The 22,704-nt window shown below is 70.6% G+C and carries 16 protein-coding genes; 10 read left to right on the top strand and 6 right to left on the bottom strand.

Annotation, left to right across the window (positions count from 1 at the left end; all coding sequences use genetic code 11):
* Positions 1–10: 10 nt before the first annotated feature.
* Positions 11–712: a hypothetical protein gene (locus ATK36_RS32085; protein WP_170069662.1), complete on the bottom strand. Its 702-nt coding sequence runs from the start codon at positions 710–712 to the stop codon at positions 11–13.
* Positions 713–883: 171 nt separating this feature from the next.
* On the opposite strand from ATK36_RS32085, the gene ATK36_RS08390 reads away from it, so the two are divergent.
* Entirely contained in the window at positions 884–1,180 is a 297-nt protein-coding gene (locus ATK36_RS08390; RefSeq protein ID WP_098510754.1) for an acylphosphatase, read from the top strand.
* A 192-nt stretch (positions 1,181–1,372) separates the two neighbouring features.
* Entirely contained in the window at positions 1,373–4,975 is a 3,603-nt protein-coding gene (gene smc / locus ATK36_RS08385; RefSeq protein WP_098510753.1) for a chromosome segregation protein SMC, read from the top strand.
* 48 nt (positions 4,976–5,023) lie between these two features.
* Here smc and ATK36_RS08380 read toward each other — a convergent pair whose 3' ends face one another.
* The 3 genes from ATK36_RS08380 to ATK36_RS08370 form a co-directional block, all read right to left on the bottom strand.
* Entirely contained in the window at positions 5,024–5,266 is a 243-nt protein-coding gene (locus ATK36_RS08380; protein WP_098510752.1) for a helix-turn-helix domain-containing protein, read from the bottom strand.
* Between the two features lie 554 nt (positions 5,267–5,820).
* Entirely contained in the window at positions 5,821–7,386 is a 1,566-nt protein-coding gene (locus ATK36_RS08375; RefSeq protein ID WP_098510751.1) for a sodium:solute symporter, read from the bottom strand.
* A 9-nt stretch (positions 7,387–7,395) separates the two neighbouring features.
* On the bottom strand, positions 7,396–8,610 hold the full coding sequence (locus ATK36_RS08370) for an anhydro-N-acetylmuramic acid kinase (protein WP_098510750.1): 1,215 nt from the start codon (positions 8,608–8,610) through the stop codon (positions 7,396–7,398).
* A gap of 141 nt (positions 8,611–8,751) precedes the next feature.
* Between ATK36_RS08370 and ftsY the strand changes: the two genes are divergently transcribed.
* Entirely contained in the window at positions 8,752–10,302 is a 1,551-nt protein-coding gene (gene ftsY, locus ATK36_RS08365; RefSeq protein ID WP_098510749.1) for a signal recognition particle-docking protein FtsY, read from the top strand.
* Between the two features lie 61 nt (positions 10,303–10,363).
* Here ftsY and ATK36_RS08360 read toward each other — a convergent pair whose 3' ends face one another.
* Complete coding sequence (locus ATK36_RS08360) at positions 10,364–11,128, bottom strand: IclR family transcriptional regulator (protein WP_098510748.1); 765 nt, start codon at positions 11,126–11,128, stop codon at positions 10,364–10,366.
* A 108-nt stretch (positions 11,129–11,236) separates the two neighbouring features.
* On the opposite strand from ATK36_RS08360, the gene aceB reads away from it, so the two are divergent.
* The 3 genes from aceB to htpG are packed head-to-tail and all read left to right on the top strand — an operon-like array spanning position 11,237 to position 16,000.
* Positions 11,237–12,811, top strand: coding sequence for a malate synthase A (gene aceB / locus ATK36_RS08355; RefSeq protein WP_098510747.1), 1,575 nt, complete (start codon positions 11,237–11,239; stop codon positions 12,809–12,811).
* Entirely contained in the window at positions 12,811–14,010 is a 1,200-nt protein-coding gene (locus tag ATK36_RS08350) for a DUF6986 family protein (protein ID WP_098510746.1), read from the top strand. The genes aceB and ATK36_RS08350 overlap by 1 nt, the downstream gene beginning before the upstream one ends.
* Positions 14,011–14,053: 43 nt before the next feature.
* Positions 14,054–16,000 carry a molecular chaperone HtpG gene (gene htpG, locus ATK36_RS08345; protein WP_098510745.1) on the top strand — a complete coding sequence of 649 codons (1,947 nt, stop codon included), beginning with the start codon at positions 14,054–14,056 and terminating at the stop codon, positions 15,998–16,000.
* Positions 16,001–16,112: 112 nt separating this feature from the next.
* Here the strand turns inward: htpG and ATK36_RS08340 are convergent, their stop codons facing one another.
* The gene (locus ATK36_RS08340) at positions 16,113–17,489 is read right to left on the bottom strand and encodes a helix-turn-helix domain-containing protein (RefSeq protein WP_098510744.1); all 1,377 of its coding nucleotides are present in this window, start codon (positions 17,487–17,489) and stop codon (positions 16,113–16,115) included.
* Positions 17,490–17,613: 124 nt separating this feature from the next.
* Between ATK36_RS08340 and ATK36_RS08335 the strand changes: the two genes are divergently transcribed.
* The 4 genes from ATK36_RS08335 to pucD are packed head-to-tail and all read left to right on the top strand — an operon-like array spanning position 17,614 to position 22,524.
* Positions 17,614–18,468 carry an FAD binding domain-containing protein gene (locus tag ATK36_RS08335; RefSeq protein ID WP_098510743.1) on the top strand — a complete coding sequence of 285 codons (855 nt, stop codon included), beginning with the start codon at positions 17,614–17,616 and terminating at the stop codon, positions 18,466–18,468.
* The gene (locus tag ATK36_RS08330) at positions 18,459–18,926 is read left to right on the top strand and encodes a (2Fe-2S)-binding protein (RefSeq protein ID WP_098510742.1); all 468 of its coding nucleotides are present in this window, start codon (positions 18,459–18,461) and stop codon (positions 18,924–18,926) included. The genes ATK36_RS08335 and ATK36_RS08330 overlap by 10 nt, the downstream gene beginning before the upstream one ends.
* Entirely contained in the window at positions 18,923–20,263 is a 1,341-nt protein-coding gene (locus ATK36_RS08325) for an 8-oxoguanine deaminase (RefSeq protein WP_098510741.1), read from the top strand. The genes ATK36_RS08330 and ATK36_RS08325 overlap by 4 nt, the downstream gene beginning before the upstream one ends.
* Positions 20,260–22,524 carry a xanthine dehydrogenase subunit D gene (pucD, locus tag ATK36_RS08320; protein WP_098510740.1) on the top strand — a complete coding sequence of 755 codons (2,265 nt, stop codon included), beginning with the start codon at positions 20,260–20,262 and terminating at the stop codon, positions 22,522–22,524. Before ATK36_RS08325 ends, pucD begins: the two co-directional genes overlap by 4 nt.
* Positions 22,525–22,704 lie beyond the last annotated feature (180 nt).

Below are 22,704 nucleotides of genomic sequence, written 5' to 3'. Positions count from 1 at the left end.
CGGCTCAGGGCTAGGACGGCCCGCTCGAGTGCGTGTCCGAAGTGGACGGCCGCTCGCTGGTCGGTTTGCCGCTGGTCGAACCGCCCCCGCCGGAGCTGGAGGGCGGGTCGCTCGGCTGGGATGAGGGCGGGCTGGTCGGGTCGCTCGTCGGCGGTTTGGTCGACGAGTCCGAGGGGCGCGGCGGCGTGTCCGAACTCGGCGGATCGCTGCGCGGCGTGGTCGACGGGCCGCCGACCGGACCGCCACCAGGCAGGGGGCTGCCGGGGGTGCCCGGATTTCCGGGGTTGCCGGGCGCGGCCGGGGGCGGGATGCCGATGCTGGTGGTCGGGATGCCGTCCGGGCCGACCGACACCACGGTGGTCGGGGTGGCCGGCGTGCTCGGGTCGCCGGAGCCGGCCGCACCCGGCGCGGCGGGCGTGCCCGTCGTGGTAGTGCCCGGCGCGGTCTGCGAGGTGCCGGTCAGCGTGCCTTGGCCGGCCGGGATGGTGGTGGCGGTGTCCGCGGGGGCACCGGGCCCGGCCAGCTCGGCCACGGCGGCGAACGCGGTGGCCACCACGAGGCCGCTGACCCCGAGCACGGCCCACCCGGACCGGCTGGATCGGCTGCCCTGGGGCGGGGCGGTGGTCTTGGGCCCGGTGCTCCCGGGTGCAGGGCTCTCGGGCGGGACGGCTGAGACGGAGACGCTCGGATCAGGCCCGTCGGGGCGGGACATGCAGGCTCCTCTGCGGCGTTTCGGACGCGGGAAGGTCTCGTTCGGTCCGCACGGCGGGGAAACGGGGCGCGCCGGACATCGACCCGGCCGGAGGCTATCACCGCACGTCCTGGGCCCGCCCGAACGTACGAGGCGGTGCTCACCGTCCGCAGTCACGGGTGGCGGGGCAGGATGGGCCCGGTGAACGAACAGGACATCCCCGTCCGGCTGGCCGCCTGGGTGCACGGGCAGGTACAGGGCGTCGGTTTCCGCTGGTGGACGCGCAGCCGGGCGCTGGAACTGGGGCTGGTGGGCTTCGCACGGAACCTTCCGGACGGCCGGGTCGAGGTCGTCGCCGAGGGGCCGCGGGACCACTGTGCGCGGTTGCTGACGGCGTTGCGGTCGCAGACCTCACCCGGTCGAGTGGATCGTGTGGTGGAGAGCTGGGCCGCCGCCAAGGGCGGGTTCACCGGCTTCGCCGAGCGCTGATCCGCCCGGCCCTGGGATCTGTGGTGCGCCTGGGTCGGGAGGGGCGCATGGGGTTGCCGGGACGAGCCGTCCTGTGCTAAGGCGCGCCCGGACACCCCGCCTGCCACGATCGGCGGTGCCGCCCGGGTAGCCTGTCCCGAATCGGCATGCCGCACCCGGCTCAGTACCCATGGCCAGAGGGGTTCGCACCCAGTGCACCTGAAAAGCTTGACGCTGAAGGGCTTCAAGTCCTTCGCCTCGGCCACCACGCTCCGGTTCGAACCGGGGATCACCTGCGTGGTCGGGCCGAACGGCTCGGGCAAGTCCAACGTCCTGGACGCGCTGCGCTGGGTGATGGGCACCCAGGGCGCCAAGGATCTGCGCGGCGGCAAGATGGAGGACGTCATCTTCGCCGGGACCGCGGGCCGCGCCCCGCTCGGCCGGGCCGAGGTCACGCTCACCATCGACAACGCCGACGGCGCGCTGCCCATCGAGTACACCGAGGTGTCCATCACCCGCCGGATGTTCCGCGACGGCGCGAGCGAGTACGAGATCAACGGCGACCGCTGCCGGCTGATGGACGTGCAGGAGCTGCTCTCGGACTCCGGGATCGGCCGCGAGATGCACGTGATCGTCGGGCAGGGCCAGCTTTCGGCGATCCTGGAGTCCAAACCCGAGGAGCGCCGCGCCTTCATCGAAGAGGCCGCGGGCGTGCTCAAGCACCGCAAGCGCAAGGAACAGACCCTGCGCAAGCTGACCAACATGCAGGGCAATCTCGACCGGCTCGGCGATCTGACCACCGAGCTGCGCCGTCAGCTCAAGCCGCTGGGCAAGCAGGCGGAGATCGCGCGCAAGGCCCAGTCGGTGCAGTCCGAGCTGCGCGACTCCCGGCTGCGGCTGCTCGCCGACGACCTGGTCACCCAGCGCGATTCGATCGCGCGGGAAGAAGCCGACGAACGGACCGCGCGGCAGCGCCGGGCCGAGGTGGAGCAGGCGTTGGAGCTGGTCTCCGCGGAGGAGGCCGAGCTGGAGGCCTCCCTGGCCGAGGACGCGCCGCGGCTGCAGATCGCGCAGGAGACCTGGTACAAGCTCTCCGCGCTGGCCGAGCGGTTGCGTGGCACCGTGCGGCTCGCGGTGGAACGCCAGCGGCACCTGTCGGCCGATGTGGACGCGCCGACCGGCGGGCGTGACCCGGAGGAGCTGCTGGCCGAGGCCGAGCAGGTGGCCGAGCGCGAGCAGGAGCTCAACGAGGCGGTACTGGAGGCCCGCGAGCTGCTGGCCGAGACCGTGCTGCGGCGCGAGGATCTCGAACAGCGGGTGCAGGCCGCCGAGCGGGCGCACTGGGCCGCGGTCCGGGCGATCGCCGACCGTCGCGAGGGCATGGCGAAGCTGGCCGGCCAGGTGGAGGCGGCGCGCAGCAAGAACGGCGCCACCGCCGAGGAGATCGACCGGCTCACCGTGTCGCTGGAGGAGTCCACCGAGCGCGCCGAGATCGCCGTCGAAGAGCTGGAAGAGGAGAAGGCCTCCGGCGGCGTCGAAGACTCCGACGACGCCGAGCTGCAGGAGCGCCACGACCGCTCGGTCGAAGCCAACAACGCGGCGAAGGCTCGCGTCGAAGAGCTGGTGAAGGCCGAGCGCGCCGCGGAGCGCGAGATCGCGTCGGAGAAGGCCCGCGTCGAGGCGTTGTCCATGGGCCTCAAGCGCAAGGACGGCGCGGGCGCGCTGCTCGGCGCGGCCACGGAGCTGCCCGGCCTGCTCGGTTCGGTGGCCGCGCTGCTGACCGTCGAACCCGGCCACGAGGTCGCGCTGGCCGCGGCGCTCGGGCCGGTCGCGGACGCCGTCGCGGTGGCCGGTGGCGAACAGGCGCTGTCCGCGCTGAAGTACTTGAAGGACACCGATTCCGGCCGTGCCGGGCTGGTGCTCGGCGGTTTCGGGCCGGGGGCGGACCCGAGCAGCTGGCCAGTGCTGCCCGTCGGCGCGCGCTGGGCGCGGGAAGTGGTGCGGGCGCCGGAGCAGCTGCGGCCCGCGGTGGAACGGGCGCTGGAGCGGCTCGCGCTGGTCTCCGACCTGGACGCCGCGCGGCAGCTGGTGGCCACGCATCCGGAGGTCCGGGCGGTCACCGCGGAAGGCGACGTGTTCGGCGCACACTGGGTGGCCGGTGGATCGGCCGCGCGGGAAAGCGTGATCGAGGTCCAGGCCGCCGTCGACGAGGCGCAGGAGCGGCTGCGCGCCGCCGAGCGGGCGCTGGAGCGGTATTCCGCGGAGCTGGAAGGCGCCCGTGCCGAGCAGCAGTCCCGCCGGGACGAGGTCGGCCAGGCCAAGGAGGCGCTGAGCGACGCGAAGGTCCGCAGGGCCCGCTCGTCGGAGCGGCTGAACCGGCTGGAGCAGGTCGCCCGGTCCGCCCGCGCCGAGGTCGAGCGGCTGACCGGGCAGCGCGCGAAGGTCGAGCAGAGCCGTGAACAGGCGCTTGAGCAGCTGGCCGAGCTGGAGGAGCGGCTCGCCGCGGTCGCCGAGCAGCCGGTGGAGGACGACCCGGACACCGCCGAGCGTGACGAGGCGGTCGCGCAGCTCGCCGTCGTGCGGCAGGAAGAGGTCGAAGCGCGGCTCGCCCAGCGCACCGCGGAAGAGCGTGCGCGCAGCATCGCCGGGCGCGCCGAGTCGCTGCGCCGCGCCGCGCACGCCGAGCAGCAGGCCCGCGAGCGCGCCGCCCGTGCCCGGGAGTCGCGGCAGCGGGGCGCGGAGATCGCCAACGCCGTGGTCAACGCCGGTGAGTTCGCGCTGGAACGGATCGAGCACTCCGTGCAGCGCGCGGCGGCCGAGCGCGACGAGGCACAGGCCCAGCGGCAGACCAGGGAGACCGCGCTGACCGCGGTCCGGGCCAAGGTGCGTGAGCTGTCCGGCGAGCTGGAGAAGCTGACCGACGCCGTGCACCGGGACGAGGTGCAGCGCGCCGAGCAGCGGCTGCGGCTGGAGACGCTGGAGACCAAGATCGCCGAGGACTTCGGCATCGGGCTCGAGGATCTGGTCGCCGAATACGGCCCGGACGTGCCGGTGCCGCCGAGCGCCGGCGAGCTGGCCGAGTACGAGGCGGCGAAGGAGCGGGGCGAGGACGTCACCGCCCCGCCGCCGATGCCCTTCGACCGCGCCACCCAGGAGCGCCGCGCCAAGCGTGCCGAGAAGGACCTCACGCTGCTGGGCAAGGTCAACCCGCTGGCGCTGGAGGAGTTCGCCGCGCTGGAGGAGCGGTACAAGTTCCTGTCCACCCAGCTGGAGGACCTCAAGTCCGCGCAGAAGGACCTGCACGAGACGATCAAACAGGTCGACGAGAAGATCCTGGAGGTCTTCACCTCGGCCTACCACGACGTCGCGCGCGAGTTCGAGACGGTGTTCGGGGTGCTGTTCCCCGGCGGCGAGGGCCGGATGGTGCTCACCGCACCGAACGACCTGCTCAACACCGGCGTGGACGTGGAGGCCCGCCCGCCGGGCAAGAAGGTGAAGCGGCTGTCGCTGCTCTCCGGTGGCGAGAAGTCGCTGGTCGCGGTGGGGATGCTGGTGGCCATCTTCCGTGCCCGCCCGTCGCCGTTCTACGTGATGGACGAGGTCGAGGCGGCGCTGGACGACACCAACATGCGCCGGCTGATCGGGCTGCTGGAGCAGCTGCGCGACTCCTCGCAGCTGATCATCATCACCCACCAGAAGCCGACCATGGAGATCGCCGACGCCCTGTACGGCGTGAGCATGCAGGGCGACGGCATCACGAAGGTCATCTCGCAGCGGCTGCGGACCGCCGAGGAAGAGCCGGTCCCGGCTTCCTGAGTGCCCGCCGGTGCCCGATTGTCCACAGTGGACCTGGCGCGCCCGGGTTCAGGACTCCGGCGGCTCCAGCCCGGTGACCAGCCGCGCCGGGTCGACCTGCAGCCCGGCGGAGAGCTTGAGCAGGTTGTGCAGGCTGATGTTGCGCAGCCCGCGCTCGGCCTGGCTCACGAACGTCCAGTGCAGCCCCGCACACGCCGCCAGCGTCTCCTGGCTGACGCCGAGCTCATGACGGCACTCCCGGACACGTTCACCGAACGTCCGGGTCGCCGAGGATACCGGGGGCTTCGCCATAGTGGATCAACCACACCGGAATAAAGCAGCGAGCACCAGAGAAAAAGAACCTAGAAGATAGCCGACTAGAGCAACTACGTCTTGTTCGCGGGCCACTTCGGGTGCTCAACTCTTCCGGCCGACGGGCGGTCGGCTGCCGTTCTACCTGTAGCAAATGGTGAACACCGGCGCCGAGCAAGACCCGTGCGGGCGAATCCCGAAGGCTTCACAGCGCGCCCACATCTACCAGTCCACAGCTACCAGTCCACTTTGAACAGTCGCCGGTGCGAACCGAAGGAGAGGAGGTCTGTGAAGGGGCCCTTCACGGACTCAGAGTCTGTGAAGGGCCCCTTCACAGACCTGAAACCGGTCCGGAACACACCACGAGGTGGTCGCGCGACTCGAACACCTCCGCATCGCCTGCTGCCGGGCGCAATCGATCGAGATGGCAGGTACCCCGCCGATGATGACGCGGCAGCCACGGCTCTCTGCTGATCACAGGCCCTTCGACCAACTTTGCCGGGACCCTGGCCTTCGGTCCGTGAAGGGACCTTCACAGCGCCGTCGGCAACGGGTCAGGCAGCCCCTTCCGGGGCTTCCTCCACCTCCGCCGCCCGAGGGTCGGCGCCGCGGTGGCGCAGGGCGAGCAGCCCGCCCACGAGCATCGTGATCAAGACCCCCGCGAAGGTGTACCAATAGGTCGCCAGCGGCACCAGCGTCTTGGTTGCCGTACCGAACTGGATATGGATCGCGGTGGTGGTCTTGTCGAATTTCACGAACAGGATCAGGAACGCCATGCCCACCACGGAGCAGGCGAACGCGATCACCGCGTCGGGCTGGTGGGCCTTGCGGATCAGCAGGCCGAGGAAGAACGAGCCGAGCAGGGCGCCGTAGGTGTAGCCGACGATGCCGAGGCCCTGCTGGATCACCGGGTCCTTGGAGTTGGTGAACAGCGAGGCGAAGATCGCGAACACCACCGCCCAGATCAGTGTCCACATGCGACCGTGGCGGAGCAGTCTGGCGTCTCCGAACGAGCGGTGGGTGAAGCGCTGGTAGAGGTCGGCGATGGTGGACGTGGACAGCGCGTTCAGGGCGGAGGCCAGCGCGCCCATGGTCGAGGCGAGGATGCCCGCGATCAGCAGCCCGGCGAGACCGACCGGCAGATCGTTGACGATGAAGGTGGAGAACACGTCGTCGGCGGACATCTTCCCGGCCGCGACGGCGGTCGCGGTGGCGCCGGTGCGGCCGCCGGTGAACACCCACAGCATGGCGCCTACCAGCAGGAACAGGGCGAACTGCACGAACACCACGAAGGCCGAGCCGATCAGCGCGCGCTGGCCGTCGCGCAGGCTCCGGCAGGACAGCAGCCGTCCGACGATCAGCTGGTCCGCGCCGTGCGAGGCCATGGACAGGAACGCCCCGCCGATCACCGCGCCGACGAACGCGTACGGGTTGGTGAACACGTTCGAGACGAAATCGGTGAGCTGGAACCGGCCCTGGCTCGCCGCGGTGTGCAGCCAGCCGTCCGGCAGCTTGGTGGACAGGAAGATCACCGCGCCGATCGCGCCGAGGATGTAGAGCGACCACTGGATCACGTCCACCCAGATCACCGACTTGATCCCGCCGACGAAGGCGTAGATCACGGTCAGCGCGGTCAGCAGCACCACGATGTGCCAGTACGCGGTGTGGATCCCGTAGTGGTCCAGGATCGCCTTGATCGGGATCGCGCCCGCGAACAGCCGCAGGCCCTCGGCCAGCAGCCGGGTCACCACGAAGGTGACCGACGCGGTGCCCTGCAGCCCGCGGCCGAACCGGCGGCCGAGGTATTCGTAGGCGCTCACGTAATTGCCGCGGAAATAGCGGGGGAGCAAGACGAAAGCGGCGATGATTCGGCCGATTATGTAGCCGAAGGCCACTTCCAGGAACAGGAACGCGCTGCCGAAGACCAGGCCGGGTGTGGAGATGACGGTGAGCGTGGAGGTCTCCGTGGCCACCACCGACAGCGTCACCGCCCACCACGGCATGCTGCGCTCGCCGACGAAATAGTCGTTCGCGGACTTCTGCCTGCGGCCGACCAGCACGCCGATGATCGGCATCGCGGCGAGATACACGATGACGATCACGAGATCGACAGGGTTCATGAGCCTCTCCTACCGTGCTGCGCCGGTTTCCGCGACCCGGAGCCGGGTCACGGCGCCCCTTAGCGGGGCCGGAAGGGACAGAGGTTGTACACCCGGCGTCAGCGCGCCGAGTAGCCGCGTGCCGCGCGCACCGGTGGCGGACGGCAGCGTCGCCGGGACGCCGCACCAGCTCAGCCAGCCGAGCAACGCGGTCAGGTAGGCCTCCTTGCCCGCGCTGGGCAGGCCGAGGTCGTTGCTCGTACGCAGCGAGCCGGCCGGCAGGTGCCGGGCGAGCGCGGCTATCACCGCCGGGTTCGCCACGCCGCCGCCGGACGCCACCACGGTCGCCACGTCGTGTCGGCGGCATGCCGTGGCGACGGTGACGGCGGTCAGTTCGGTCAGCGTCGCCAGCAGGTCTTCCGGGCGCAGCGAGGGCAAGCCGCTCAGCGCGGTGTCGAGATAAGCGCTGTGGAAGTGCTCTTTTCCGGTGGATTTCGGCGGTGCAGCGGCGAAATACGGGTCGGCCAGCAGGCGGTCGAGCAGGTCCGTTCGTATGGAGCCGGTCAGCGCGAGGTGCCCGTCCACGTCGGCTTGCCGTGCACCGCAGGTCACTCGCGCGGCGGCAAGGTCGAGTAAGGCGTTCGCCGGGCCGGTGTCGTAGGCGAGTACGTCCTCGGCGGCTGCGGTGATGGTGACGACGGTGATGTTCGCGATGCCGCCCAGATTCAACGCCGCGACCGGACGTCCGGTCTGTTCGGCGAGGTCACGCAGCCACAGCGCGTCCAGCGTGCTCGCCAGCGGAGCGCCTTGGCCACCCGCGGTGATGTCGCGGATGCGAAGGTCAGCGACGACCGGTACGCCGGTGCGTTCGGCGATCCATGCCGGCTGGCCCAGCTGGAGCGTGCCGAGTGCGACGCCGTCTTCGACCCAGTGAAAGACGGTCTGGCCCAGTGAAGCGATGAAATCCACCGGACCGTGCTCTGCGATGCCGCGCGTTGCCGCTTCGGCGAACGCCTGCCCGATGCGCGTGTCGAGCACCGTCAGCGCTTCGGCGCTGCTTGGCTGTGGTGGCAGAGCGTCGAGGAGCGCGGTTCGCAGCTTCGCGGGGTACGGCACGTCGAGCGTGCCGAGCGGGGTGAGTACCACTGTCTGCGCTTCGGCGTGCAGCTCGGCGACGGCGACGTCGATGCCATCAGCCGAGGTACCGGACAGCAGCCCGAGTACACGGAAACGGTGGCTGGTCATCCGGATTGGTCTAGTCCTCACGCCGCGAGGGCGCAAGCAGGTTCGTGAAGTCTTGGCCCAATCGGAACCCGCCGGGTTGGCCGTTGGCGGCCGGGCGTGGGGTGTCCGGGCGGGCCGGGGCGCGGATGACAGGATGGTGGCGTGTCGAGCACCTGGTTCTGGATCGTCATCGCCGCCGTCGTCGTCCTGGTCGCCGTTCTGGTGTCCGGGCTGCTCATCGCGCGTCGGCGGCGGATCAGCATCGCCGAGCCCCGCGAGGTCGAGCAGAAGCCCAAGGGCGGGGGGTACGCCGCGAGCGGCGGGATCACCTTCGCGCCCGGCGGTGAGGCTCGCCCGAATCCGGGGGAGGCGCATCCGGTCGTGGACCGGCCGGAGGTGGACGGGCAGCCCGGTGTGGGCGACGACGCAGCCGTGCCGCGGGATTCCGACCAACGCTCGGTACGCGACGTCGCGCTGCCGGAGCCGGAAGCCGCGGCGGAGGCCGAGGCTGAGGCACCAGCCAAGCCCGCTACGTCAGCCAAACCCGCCGCGTCAGCCAAACCCGCCACACCGGCCGAGCCTGCGACGCCCACCAAACCAGCCGAGCCTGCCGCACCAGCCGAACCTGCGAAGCCCACCAAACCAGCCGAGCCTGCGACGCCCGCCGCACCTGTCACATCAGCCAAGCCCGCCACGCCGGCCGCACCTGACTCGGCCAGCGCCCCAGCCCCTCCGGCCGAGCCGGTGGCGGAGCCCGCATCCGAGCCGGCCGACGAGATCGACCCCGCGACCGGGCGGCTGGAGCGGCTGCGCGGGCGGCTGTCGAAGTCGCGCTCGATGTTCGGGCAGAGCCTGCTCGGCCTGCTCGGCGGTGGTGACCTCGACGAGGATTCGTGGCAGGACGTGGAGGACACCCTGCTGCTCGCCGACCTCGGCGCGGCCACCACGACGCAGATCGTGGAACGGCTGCGCGACGAGCTGGGCCGCCGCGCCGTGCGTTCCTCCGACGAGGCCCGTGAGGTGCTGCGCGAGGTGCTGACCGCCGCGCTGTCCACGGACTCCGAGCGCTCCGTGCGTGCGCTGCCGCACGAGGTCGACGGCAAGAAGCAGCCGGCCGTCGTGCTGGTCGCCGGCGTGAACGGCACCGGCAAGACCACCACCACCGGGAAACTGGCCCGGGTCCTGGTCGCCCAGGGCGCCACCGTGGTGCTCGGCGCGGCCGACACGTTCCGCGCCGCGGCCGCCGACCAGTTGCAGACCTGGGGCGAACGTGCGGGTGCTTCGGTGGTGCGCGGCAAGGAGGGCGCGGACCCTGCCGCGGTCGCCTTCGACGCGGTCAAGCAGGGCATCACCGAGAGCGTGGACGCGGTTCTGGTGGACACCGCCGGCCGCCTGCACACGAAGACCGGCCTGATGGACGAGCTGGGCAAGGTCAAGCGAGTCGTGGAAAAGCAGGCCAAGGTCGACGAGGTCCTGCTGGTCCTCGACGCGACGACCGGCCAGAACGGCCTCGCCCAGGCCCGGGTCTTCGCCGAGGTCATCGACGTGACCGGCATCGTGCTCACCAAACTGGACGGCACCGCGAAGGGCGGCATCGTCTTCCAGGTCCAGCGCGAACTCGGTGTCCCGGTGAAACTGGTCGGCCTCGGCGAGGGCCCGGACGACCTGGCGCCGTTCGAACCGGGTGCCTTCGTGGACGCGCTGCTGGGCTGAGCGCGGTAGCGGCCGGGAATCCTCGTGACCGGCATCGGAAACGGCTGAGCCCTGCCGGGAATCACCCCACCGGCAGCTGCTGGGCCAGCCGGTTCGCGGTCTTCTGCACCACCGGCGCGATGTGGCCGACGGCGTCCGCGGTCAGGCGGCCGGACGGGCCGGAGACCGACACCGCGGCCGGGACCGGCGCGCCGGGAACGGCGACCGCGATGCAGCGGACGCCCAGTTCCTGCTCGGCCTCGTCCAGCGCGTAGCCCTGGCCCGCGATCTTCTTCAGCTCGTCCGCCAGCGCCTTCGGGTCGGTGAAGGTGTGTTCGGTGTAGGCGGGCATGCCGGTGCGCGACAGCAGCGCCGCGACCTCGTCGACGGGTAGCTGCGAGAGCATCGCCTTGCCGACGCCGGTGCCGTGTGGCAGCAGCCGGCGGCCCACCTCGGTGAACATCCGCATCGAGTGCTTCGACGGCACCTGTGCCACGTACACGACTTCGTCGCGTTCCAGCACGGCTAGGTTCGCCGTCTCGCCGACCTCGTCGACGAGCTCCGCGAGCAGCGGCCGCGCCCACGCTCCGAACTGCATGCTCGCGTTCTCGCCCAGGCGGATCAGCCGGGCACCCAGTGCGTAGCGCCGATTGTTGTTCTGCCGCACGTAACCCAGGTCCACAAGCGTCCGGATCAGGCGGTGGATCGTCGGCATCGGCAGCCCGGACAGGGTCGCCAGCTCCGACAGGCTGGCCTCGCCACCGGTGTCCGCCAGGTGTTCCAGCAGCTCGAATGCCCGCTGCAGCGACTGCACGCCGCCATCCCGCCCGCCTTTCTCCGCCGCCACCGGTGGTCCTCCTCACAGTCCCGATTGAGCTTCCGCTATGCAGAAACTATAGTCCGTCATGTAGAAACCGTAGGGACGTTATCCCAACCAGCACTCGGGGTGTTGCGCATGTCTGAAGCCCAGGTCCTCGGCGGATCGGTCGAACGCGGGGACGAGATCCTGACGCCGGAAGCCCTCGCCTTCGTGGCGGGGCTGCACGACGCGTTCGCCGCGCGCCGCGATGAGCTGCTCGCCGCCCGCGGCAGGCGCCGCGAGGAGGCCCGCACCACCGGACGGCTCGACTTCCTGCCCGAGACGAAGGAAATCCGCGAGGGTGACTGGCAGGTCGCCGGGGCGCCCGAAGCGTTGCGCGACCGCCGCGTGGAGATCACCGGCCCGACCGACCGCAAGATGACCATCAACGCGCTCAACTCCGGCGCCAAGGTGTGGCTCGCCGACTTCGAGGACGCGAACACGCCGCATTGGGCCAACGTCGTCGGCGGACAGGTCAACCTGCATGACGCCGTACGCGGCAGCATCACGCTCGACCAGAACGGCAAGCACTACGCGCTGAAGGACGGCGTCGAGCACGCGACGATCGTGGTCCGCCCGCGCGGCTGGCACCTCGACGAGCGCAACCTCACCTTCGGTGGGCGCAAGGGGGTCGGCGCGCTGGTCGACTTCGGGTTCTACTTCTTCCACAACGTGCGCGCGCTGCTCGACAGCGGCAAGGGGCCATACTTCTATCTGCCGAAGATGGAAAGCCACCTCGAAGCGCGGCTGTGGAACGACGTGTTCACGCAAGCCGAGAAGGCGTTGGGCATCGAGCATGGCACGGTCCGCGCGACTGTGCTGATCGAGACCATCCCGGCCGCATTCGAGATGGAAGAGATCCTGTACGAGCTGCGTGAGCACGCTTCGGGGCTGAACGCGGGGCGCTGGGACTACCTGTTCAGCGTGATCAAGTACTTCCGCGACGCGGGCGAGAAGTTCGTGCTGCCGGACCGTAACTCGGTGACCATGACAGCACCGTTCATGCGCGCGTACACCGAGCTGCTGGTGCGTACGTGCCACAAGCGCGGTGCGTTCGCCATCGGTGGGATGGCGGCGTTCATCCCGAGCAAGGACCCCGGGGTCAACCAGGGCGCTTTCGACAAGGTGCACGCGGACAAGGCGCGCGAAGCGGGCGACGGCTTCGACGGTTCGTGGGTTGCGCACCCCGGCATGGTGGCGCTGTGCAAGGACGAGTTCGACAAGGTTCTCGGCGACAAGCCGAACCAGCTGGAGCGCACCCGTGACGAGGTGAGCGTGACGGCCGATCAGTTGCTCGACGTCGCGTCGACCCCGGGTAGCGCGACCGCGGCCGGGCTGCGTGCCGCCGTGGACGTCGGTGTCCGTTACATCGCGTCCTGGCTGAGCGGCAACGGTGCGGCGGCCATCCACAACCTGATGGAGGACGCCGCCACGGCGGAGATCTCGCGGTCGCAGGTGTGGCAGTGGGTCAAGAACGGCACACAGCTCGACAATGGCGAGAAGGTCACCGCGGAGCTGGTGCGCGGCGTTGTCGCCGACGTACGCGGCGAGCTTGCCGCCGAGGTGCCCGAGGACCTGCTGAAGCCGGCGGTCGAGCTGTTCGAGCAGGTCGCGCTGGCCGACGAGTTCCCCGACTTCCTGACCCTGCCGGCCTACGAGTACATCCAGTAATGGCAGGTCGGCTCACCGAGGACGTCTACACCGCAGCGGACACGCGTTTGGCCGAGGCCGACGCGCGCGTCGCGGTCAGCTACCCAGGTGAGCTGCCGGGACGCCGGCCCGTACACACGGTGTACGTGCCGGCGTCCCAGTACCGCACGCGCCTGGTCGCAGACTGGGGCAAACAGGCGATGCGGGTCTTCATCGAGCACGGTGATCTGCTGGACCTGGACCCGGCTGTCGCCGAGCGAGTCCGCGAGAAGCTCCTTACCGAGCCGATCGAGGACCTGCGCATCGATTTCGAGGACGGCTACGGCCACCCCGGCGACGACGTGGAGGACGCCGACGCGTTGGCCGCAGGGCGCACGCTCGCCACGACAGGTGGCACGCCGTTCGCCGGAATCCGCTTCAAGAGCTTCGAAGCTGCGACGCGACGGCGTGGCATCCGTACGCTCGACCTGTTTCTCTCGGGGCTGCTCGAAGAAGGGCCTCTGCCGGACGGCTTCGTGGTGACGCTGCCGAAGGTCACCGCGGTAGAACAGGTCCAGGCCGCAGTGGACGTCCTCGCGCGCCTCGAAGCCGCGTACGGGCTTGCCGAGGGCACGCTGCGGTTCGAGGTGCAGATCGAGACCGCACAGTCGATCCTCTCGGTCGACGGCACGGTCTCGGTCGCGCGGATCATCCAGGCCGCCGCCGGCCGTTGTTCCGGGTTGCATTACGGCACGTACGACTACAGCGCGGGTCTGGGCATCGCGGCGGCGTATCAGAGCATGGCGCATCCGGCGGCCGACTTCGCGAAGCAGTTCATGCAGCTGGCCGCGGCGGGCACCGGCGTACGGCTGTCCGACGGTTCGACCAACCGGCTGCCGGTCGGCAACGACCTGGACGGCGCCTGGGCGGAGCACCGGCGTCTGGTGCGCCGTTCCCTTGAGAACGGCTTCTACCAGGGTTGGGACCTTCATCCGCACCAACTGCCGACCCGCTTCGCCGCGACGTACGCCTTCTATCGCGAAGGCCTCCCGTCCGCGGCGCAGCGGCTGCGGAACTACGCCGACCAGGTTTCCAGTGGCGTGCTCGACGAGCCGGCCACCGCCGAGGCGCTCGCGCGGTACCTGCTCGGCGGCTACCACTGTGGTGCGCTGGCCGAGTCGGAGTTGCCGTTCGACGTGCACACCTTGGATGCCTACGCCCGCCGCGAAGCACGTGGGTAAACTTCCTGCCGATCTTTACGGGGCGGGAAGGAATACAACACCGATGACTGAAAACACAGCCGGGGAAACCGGACAGGTGGAAACCCACGAGTTCCAGTCCGAGGCGCGGCAGCTGCTGCAGCTGATGATCCACTCGATCTACTCGAACAAGGACATCTTCCTGCGCGAGCTGGTGTCGAACGCCTCCGATGCGCTGGACAAGCTGCGGCTGGAGACCTATCGGGACAAGGAGCTGCAGGCCGACACGGACGACCTGCACATCGAGATCGACCTGGACACCGAGGCCCGCACGGTCACCGTGCGCGACAACGGCATTGGCATGTCCCGCGACGACGTGGTGAACCTGATCGGCACGATCGCCAAATCGGGCACCGCGGAGTTCCTGCGCAAGCTCAAAGAAGCCAAGGACGAGGCGAAGGGCGCGGCCGGGCAGGACCTGATCGGCCAGTTCGGCGTCGGCTTCTATGCCAGCTTCATGGTCGCCGACAAGGTCACGCTGGTGACCCGGCGGGCGGGCACCGGCGAGGGGGTGCGCTGGGAGTCCGCCGGCGAGGGCACCTACACCATCGAGCCGGTCGCCGACGCCCCGCAGGGCACCTCGGTGACGCTGCACCTGAAGCCGGTCGACGACGAGGACCACCTCTACGACTACGCCTCGCCGTGGAAGGTCCGCGAGATCGTCAAGCGGTACTCGGACTTCATCACCTGGCCGGTCAAGATGGCCAAGACCGGCACTCCCGAGGAAGGCACGGACGAGGACGGCGCAGGCGAAGCGGCCGCGCCCGAACTCGAGACGGTCAACTCGATGAAGGCGCTCTGGGCGCGTTCGAAGGACGAGGTCTCCGACGAGGAGTACCACGAGTTCTACAAGCACATCAGCCACGACTGGACCGATCCGCTGGAAACCGTGCGGATGCAGGCCGAGGGCACCTTCGAGTACCAGGCGCTGCTGTTCCTGCCGTCGCGGGCGCCGATGGACCTGTTCATGCGGGACGCGAAGCGCGGTGTGCAGCTCTACGTCAAGCGCGTCTTCATCATGGACGACTGCGCCGCGCTGATGCCGAACTACCTGCGCTTCGTCAAGGGTGTCGTGGACGCCCAGGACCTCTCGCTGAACGTCTCGCGCGAGATCCTGCAGCAGGACCGGCAGATCCGTGCCATCCGGCGGCGGCTGGAGAAGAAGGTCCTGGCCACGGTCAAGACGATGATGACCGAGGAGCCGGAGAAGTACGCGACCTTCTGGCGCGAGTTCGGCCGCGCGGTCAAGGAGGGCCTGCTCGACGATCCGGAGAACCGCGAGCAGATCCTCGAGATCTCCTCGTTCGCCTCCACCCACCACGCGGAGAACCCGACCTCGCTGCGGGACTACGTGTCGCGGATGAAGGACGGCCAGGAGCACATCTACTTCGCCACCGGCGAATCGCGCGGCACCATCGAGAACTCGCCGCACCTGGAGGCCTTCCGGGCCAAGGGGTACGAGGTGCTGATCCTCACCGACCCGGTCGACGAGATGTGGGTCGACGGGGTCACCGGCTTCGACGGGAAGTCCTTCCAGTCGGTCGCCAAGGGCGAGGTCGACCTCGGGGACGACAAGACCACCGACGAGCAGAAGGCGGACTACGCGGACCTGCTGAAGTGGATGTCGGCCTCGCTGTCGGAGTCGGTCAAGGAGGTCCGGCTGTCCTCGCGGCTGACCACCTCGCCGTCCTGCGTGGTCGGTGACGCGGGCGATCTGACCCCGACGCTGGAGAAGATGTACCGCGCGATGGGCCAGGAACTGCCGCAGGTAAAGCGGATCCTGGAGCTGAACCCGGAGCACCCGCTGGTCACCGGCCTGCGCACGGCGTACGGGGAGAACCCGGCCGACGCCACGCTGGCCGAGACCGCGGAACTGTTGCACGGCATGGCCCTGCTCGCCGAAGGCGGCGAGCTGAGCGACCCGAGCCGCTTCCTGGCCCTGGTCGCCGACCGGGCCGCGAAGGCGCTCTGACGGCGTCCCCCGGTGGCGCTCCGCCACCGGGGGACAGCCCCGGGTTTTCGAAGGTTTGCCGCTCTGGCAGGCGGAATTCGTGCCCGATCCGGTGCATCCTGATGAGCCGCACCTATTCGGCGGTCAGCGCGAGATAGACGTCGACCTGGGTGGCGAAGTCGGTCAGGTCCGCGCCGAGCAGTTCGGCGGCCCGGCCGATGCGGTAGCGCAGCGTGTTCACGTGGATGTGCAGTACTTTCGCGGCCCGGGTCGGCGAGCCGGAGCACTCCAGGTAGACCCGGACCGTGTGCACCAGGTTCGAGTGCTGTTCGGCGTCGTAGTCCAGGAGCGGCCCGAGCCGGCGTCGGCGTACCGCGCGGCGCAGGTCCGGCGACGCTCCGGCGAGCAGAAGCTGGTGCACGCCCACCTCGTCGGCCGGCACGACGGCGATCGGGCCGGGACGGGCGGCGGCGAGAATGAGCGCCTGCCGGGCGACTTCCCGTGCCCCCTCCGCTTCCGCGGCGGGGACCGCGTCGGCGAATCCGGCCGCCAGGCGGGAAGCGTGCAGTAGAGGCTCCACTGTGGACAGTGCGGCGGTGGCCGTTTCCGCCCAGTCTTCGGGCCAGTGTGCGCCGGGCACCAGCGCGAACGCCTCGCCCTCGGCGCCCGGGGTGACGGCGAACGGCGCGGGGGCGAGGAGTTCGGCCAGTACCTCGGCGGCCTCGCCGGAACCCTCCGTGCGCAGGGCGATCGCCCGGACCGGGCCGTCGCCGATCGTGGCGGGCTCGGGTGCTTGCCTGGCGAGGCTGATCAGCCCGGCCAGTTCTTCGGCCAGTTCGGCGTGTGCGCCGCTCAGCGGACCGGCCACGGCCAGCAGCCACGGCACGGACTGCCTGCCTTCCACCGGGAGCACGGTGAGCCCGCCCGCCGCGGTCGGACGGCGGTGGGCGGCGCTGAACCGGCGGACCGCCTCGGCCGGGTCGATCGGCAGCGCGTCCGTCCCGGCGACGACCCGTGGCACCGCGGAAAGCACCCAGCACGGCGTGCCCAGCTCTGCGGCGGCGCGATCGAGCAGGCCGGACACCGGCGTGCCTTCGGCGGCGGCGGTCAGCAAACGTTTGCGTGCCTCGTCCGCGGTGGCCGCGAGGGCCAGCACGACCCGTTCGGTGACGACCGCGAAGGACAGCTCAGGCGGTACTTCCAGGAGCGCGATGCGGTGCCGGGCACAGGCGGTGACGACGTCGTCCGGGATCCCGTCCGAATCGGCGCCGGAGGCGGCCAGCGCGGCGGCTCCGGACGCGGCGAGCGCGGCCACGAACGGTTCCGCATCGCCCGGCGCCCGCCACCACAGCAACCCGGACAGGACCAGCTCGCCCGCGCCGAGGTAGCGGCCGGGGTCGCGCAGCTCGGTCGCGTAGAGCCTGGTCACCGCCCGGTCGAGCAGCTCGTCCGGGCTGCCGGGGTGCCGCCGCAGGCCGGGCAGGTCCAGCAGGGTTCGCACGGTCGTCATCAGACTTGTAGGAAAGCACAAACGGGTGGTCCCGCGCTGCCGCGGCTTTCATGGCGTGCCGCCGTTGCCGGGCGGCGGGCGTTCGGCGTGTACTGGTTGCTTCCCTGGAGAAGAGGAGCCCAGCGTGGAGTTCCTGCGGCCCGAATCGCTCGGCGAAGCGCTCGCCGAGCTGGCCCGGATGCCGGCCGCCGTACCCCTGGCCGGCGGTACGGACGTGCTGGTCGAGCTGAACTTCGACCAGCGGCGCCCGGCCGCGCTGCTCGATCTGACCCGGGTGCCCGAGCTGGCCGGATGGTCCATTTCGGACGGCCGGGTGCGGCTCGGCGCCACGATGCCCTACGCGCGGATCATCACGGAGCTGGGGGCGCGGGTACCGGGGCTGGCGATAGCGGCGCGGACCGTGGGTTCGCCGCAGATCCGCAACCGGGGCACGGTCGGGGGCAACCTCGGGGCGGCTTCTCCGGCCGGGGACGTGCATCCGGTGCTGCTGGCGCTCGACGGTGCGGTGGAGGTCGCCTCCGTTCGCGGCACGCGCGTCATCCCGGCGGAGGAGTTCTACGTGGGGGTCAAGCGGAACGCGCTGGAGCCCGGTGAGCTGATCACGGCGGTGCACCTGCCCGCGGACGCCGGGCCGCAGCAGTTCAGCAAGGTGGGGACGCGGAACGCGATGGTGATCGCGGTGTGTTCGTTCGCCTTGGTGCTGCGGCCGGATCAGCGTCGGGTGGGCACGGGGATCGGTTCGGCGGCGCCGACGCCGCGACGGGTGCGGGCGGCGGAGGAGTTCGCGGCGGGGGAGCTGCCGTGGGATCGGCCGGCGCCGCTGGGAGACGCCCTGGTGCGCCGGTTCGGCGAGCTGGTCGCCGCCGCCGCGGCGCCGATCGACGACGTGCGGGGGAGTGCGGGGTATCGGCGGCATGCGTTGTCGGTGCTGGCGCGACGAACGCTGACGTGGGCCTGGAGGGAGTTCTCATGCGCGTGAACGTGACGGTGAATGGTGAGCCGCGGCAGGCGGACGACGTGTGGGAAGGCGAGAGCCTGCTGTACGTATTGCGCGAACGGCTGGGGCTGCCCGGCTCGAAGAACGCGTGCGAGCAGGGCGAATGCGGTTCGTGCACGGTGTATCTGGACGAGGTGCCGGTGTGTTCCTGCCTGGTCGCGGCCGGGCAGGTGGAGGGCCGGGCGGTCCGCACCGTGGAGGGCCTCGCCGACGGGGACCGGCTCGATCCGGTACAGCAGTCCTTTGTGGATGCCGGGGCGGTGCAGTGCGGATTCTGCACGCCCGGTCTCGTGGTCGCCGCGCATGACCTGCTCCGCCGGGTGGCCGAGCCGAGCGACGTGGAGATCCGGGAGGCGTTGGCCGGGAATCTGTGCCGGTGCACCGGATACGAGAAGATCCTGGACGCGGTCCGCCTTGCGGCCAAGGGCGGTGTCGCATGAGGACGGTCGTGGAGAACGCCGCGATCGCCACGGTCAGCGGCCCGGAGTACCGCAACGGCTACGTTCTGATCGACGGCGACCGCATTTCCGGCGTAGGCGGGGGAGCGTTCCGCGGCGAAGCCGACGAGCGCGTGGATGCCGGCGGCTGCCTCGTCACCCCGGGCCTGGTGAACACCCACCATCACCTGTACCAGTGGGCAACCCGGGGCCTCGCGGCCGACCACACCCTCTTCGAGTGGCTGGTCGCGCTGTACCCGGTGTGGGGCCGGCTCGACGCGGAGATCACGCACGCCGCGGCCAGCGCGGGGATGGCTCGCCTCGCGCGGACCGGCTGCACGACGGTGGCCGACCACCATTACGTGTTCCCCTCTGGCGGCGGGGATCAGGTGGCCGCGCTCGCCGCCGCGCGAGCGCGGATCGGCGTGCGGCTGCATCTGGTCCGCGGTTCGATGGACCGCGGCGAGTCCGACGGCGGTCTGCCACCCGACCGGCTGGTGGAGAGCACCGAGGACGCCCTGCTCGGCACGGAAGCGGCGATCGATCGTTTCCATGACCCCGATCCCGGTGCGCATCTGCGGATCGCGGTCGGTCCGTGCTCGCCGTTCAGCGTCACCGAAAAGCTGATGACCGGTGCCGCGGATCTGGCCCGGCGCAAGGGCGTCCGGCTGCACACCCATCTCGCCGAGACGCTCGACGAGCAGCGGCAGTGCCTGGCCGAAACCGGGCGCACCCCGGCCGAGTACGCGGACCTGCTCGGCTGGCTCGGTACGGACGTGTGGCTGGCGCACACCGTGCACCTCGCCCCGGACGCGATCCGCCGCTTCGGTGCCACCGGCACGGGCTCCGCGCACTGCCCGACGTCGAACGGACGGCTGGGCACCGGGATCGCGCCCGTACGCGACCTGCTCGACGCGGGCGCACCGGTCGGCCTGGGCGTCGACGGGGCGGCGTCCAATGAGTCCGGCGGGCTCGGCGAAGAGCTGCACCAGGCGTTGCTGCAGGCGCGTCAGCGCGGCGGGCCGACCGCGCTGACGACCCGGGAAGCGTTGTGGCTCGGCACCATGGGCGGCGCGCGCTGCCTCGGCCGGGAGGGCGAACTGGGTTCGCTGGAGCCCGGCAAACTGGCGGATCTGGCGGTGTGGGACCTGTCCGGCCTGAACTATGCGGGCATCGACGACCCGGTGGCAGCACTCGTCTTGGCCGCCACGCCACCGTTGTCGCGGGTTTTCGTCGGTGGGAAGACGGTGGTGGAGCGGGGCCGTCTGAAGCTGGCGGACGAGTCCGTACTGGCCCGCGAGCTGACGGCGGCGAGCATGCGGTTGCGGGAGGACCGATGACCACGACGGAACAGGCGACCAGCAGCGCGAACGGCATCGGCGCGAACGCGGCCCGGCCGGACGGCACGGTGAAGGTGCGTGGCGAGTTCGCGTACGCCTCGGATCTGTGGCACGAGGACATGCTGTGGGGCGTCACGTTGCGCAGCCCGCACCCGTATGCGCGGATCTGCGGCATCGACCTCACTGAGGCATTGCGGGTGCCGGGGGTTTACGCGGTGCTGACGCACGAGGACGTGCCGGGCCTGAACCGGTACGGCCTGGAACACGCCGACCAGCCGGTGCTCGCCGACGAAGTCGTGCGCTACCAAGGGGAACCGGTTGCGCTCGTGGCCGCTGACCATCCGGAGACCGCGCGGCGGGCAATGAAACGAATCGAGGTGCGGTACGAGGAACTGACCCCGGTCACCGATTCCGAAGCCGCGGTCGCGGGGGTGGGCGCCGAGCTGCATCCGGGCGGCAACGTCGTGCGGCACGTACCGATTCGCCGTGGCGCGGCCGAGATTCCGGCCGATGTAGTGGTGTCCGGCGTGTACGAGGTCGGTATGCAGGATCAGGCCTTTCTCGGCCCGGAATCCGGGCTTGCCGTGCCGGACACCGAAGGCGGCGTGGACCTGTACGTGGCGACGCAGTGGTTGCACGTCGACCAGCAGCAGATCGTTGCGGCGCTCGGGCTTCCGGTGGAGAAGGTGCGGCTCACCCTCAGTGGCGTCGGCGGTGCGTTCGGCGGCCGGGAGGATCTGTCGATGCAGGTGCACGCGTGCCTGCTGGCCTTGCATACCGGCAAGCCAGTGAAGATGGTCTACAACCGCGAAGAGTCCTTCTACGGTCACGTGCACCGGCATCCGGCGAAGATGTACTACGAGCACGGTGCCACGAGGGACGGCCGCCTGGTGTACGTCCGGGCGCGGATCTTCCTTGACGGTGGTGCGTACGCCTCGTCCACCGGCGCTGTCGTGGCGAACGCCGCGACGCTCGGCGTGGGACCGTACACAGTGGACAACGTGTCGGTGGACTGCTGGGGCACGTACACGAACAATCCGCCGTGCGGCGCGATGCGTGGGTTCGGCGCGGTGCAGGCGGCGTTCGGCTACGAGTCCCAAATGGACAGGCTCGCCGCGGCCTGCGGTATCGACCCGGTGGAAGTCCGCATGCGCAACGCCATGCGCGAGGGTTCGGTCATGCCGACCGGTCAGGTCGTGGACTCCGCGGCGCCGGTGGCCGAACTGCTCGAACGCGTGCGGGACAAGCCGTTGCCCGCCGAGCGCGGCAGTGACCTCCGGAACCTGCCCGGCGGCGTGTCCAACACTACGCACGGTGAGGGCCTCGTGCGCGGGGTCGGTTACGCCGTCGGCATCAAGAACATCTGTTTCTCCGAAGGCTTCGACGACTACTCGACGGCCCGCGTCCGGCTGCAGGTCGTCGGCGGCGAACCGGCGGCCACGGTGCAGACCGCTGCCTGCGAGGTCGGGCAGGGGCTGGTCACCGTGCTGCAGCAGATCGTGCGGACCGAGCTGGGCGTGGAGCAGGTGACCGTGCTGCCGATGGACACGTCGATCGGCAACAGCGGATCCAGCTCCGCGTCCCGGCAGACCTACGTCACCGGAGGCGCGGTGCGCTCGGCCTGCGCCGCCGTCCGGACCCGGCTGCTGGCGCATGCCGCGCTGGAGCCGCAAACCCGTTTCGCCGGCGGCAAACTGCTCTCCGCCGGCGGAGAGGTCGTCGCCGACCTGGTTTCCGCCCTGGCCGACGAGCAGTTCGACGAAACCCGGGAATGGCGCCACCGCCCGACCACCGCACTGGACCCGGAAACCGGCCAGGGCGATGCCCATGTGCAGTACGGCTTCGCGGCCCACCGCGCCGTGGTCGATGTGGATGTGGAGCTGGGCCTGGTCAAGGTAGTGCAGCTGGACTGTGCCCAAGATGTCGGCAAGGCCATGAACCCCCAGGCCGTCGTCGGGCAGATCCAGGGCGGTTCCGCCCAGGGCCTGGGCCTCGCGGTGATGGAGGAGATCCAGGTGGTGGACGGCCAGGTCCGCAACCCGTCGTTCACCGATTACCTGATCCCCACCGTGCTGGACATGCCCCCGATGTCGATCGACGTCCTGGAACGCCCGGACCCGCACGCCCCCTACGGCCTCCGCGGCGTCGGCGAACCCCCCACGATCTCCTCGACCCCCGCCATCGTCGCCGCCATCCGCGCCGCGACCGGACTCGCGCTGAGCCGCGTCCCGGTCCGGCCGGAACATCTCACCGGGACCTGAGGCTGGTCTGCTGTGGGGCTGGGCCTGGTCGGGCTGGGCCGGGCCTGGTCGGGTCGGGCCTGCCGGACCGGGCCCGCCGTGCTGAACTGGTGTGGGGTCGGGCCTGGTGCTGAGCTGGTGTGGTGTGGAGCCAGGCGTGCTGAGCCGGGCTGGCGTGGTGTGGCTGGAATCCCTGGCGTT

This window comes from Amycolatopsis sulphurea, from assembly GCF_002564045.1.
GTDB lineage: Bacteria > Actinomycetota > Actinomycetes > Mycobacteriales > Pseudonocardiaceae > Amycolatopsis > Amycolatopsis sulphurea.
This window is presented reverse-complemented; position numbering and strand designations above follow the sequence as displayed.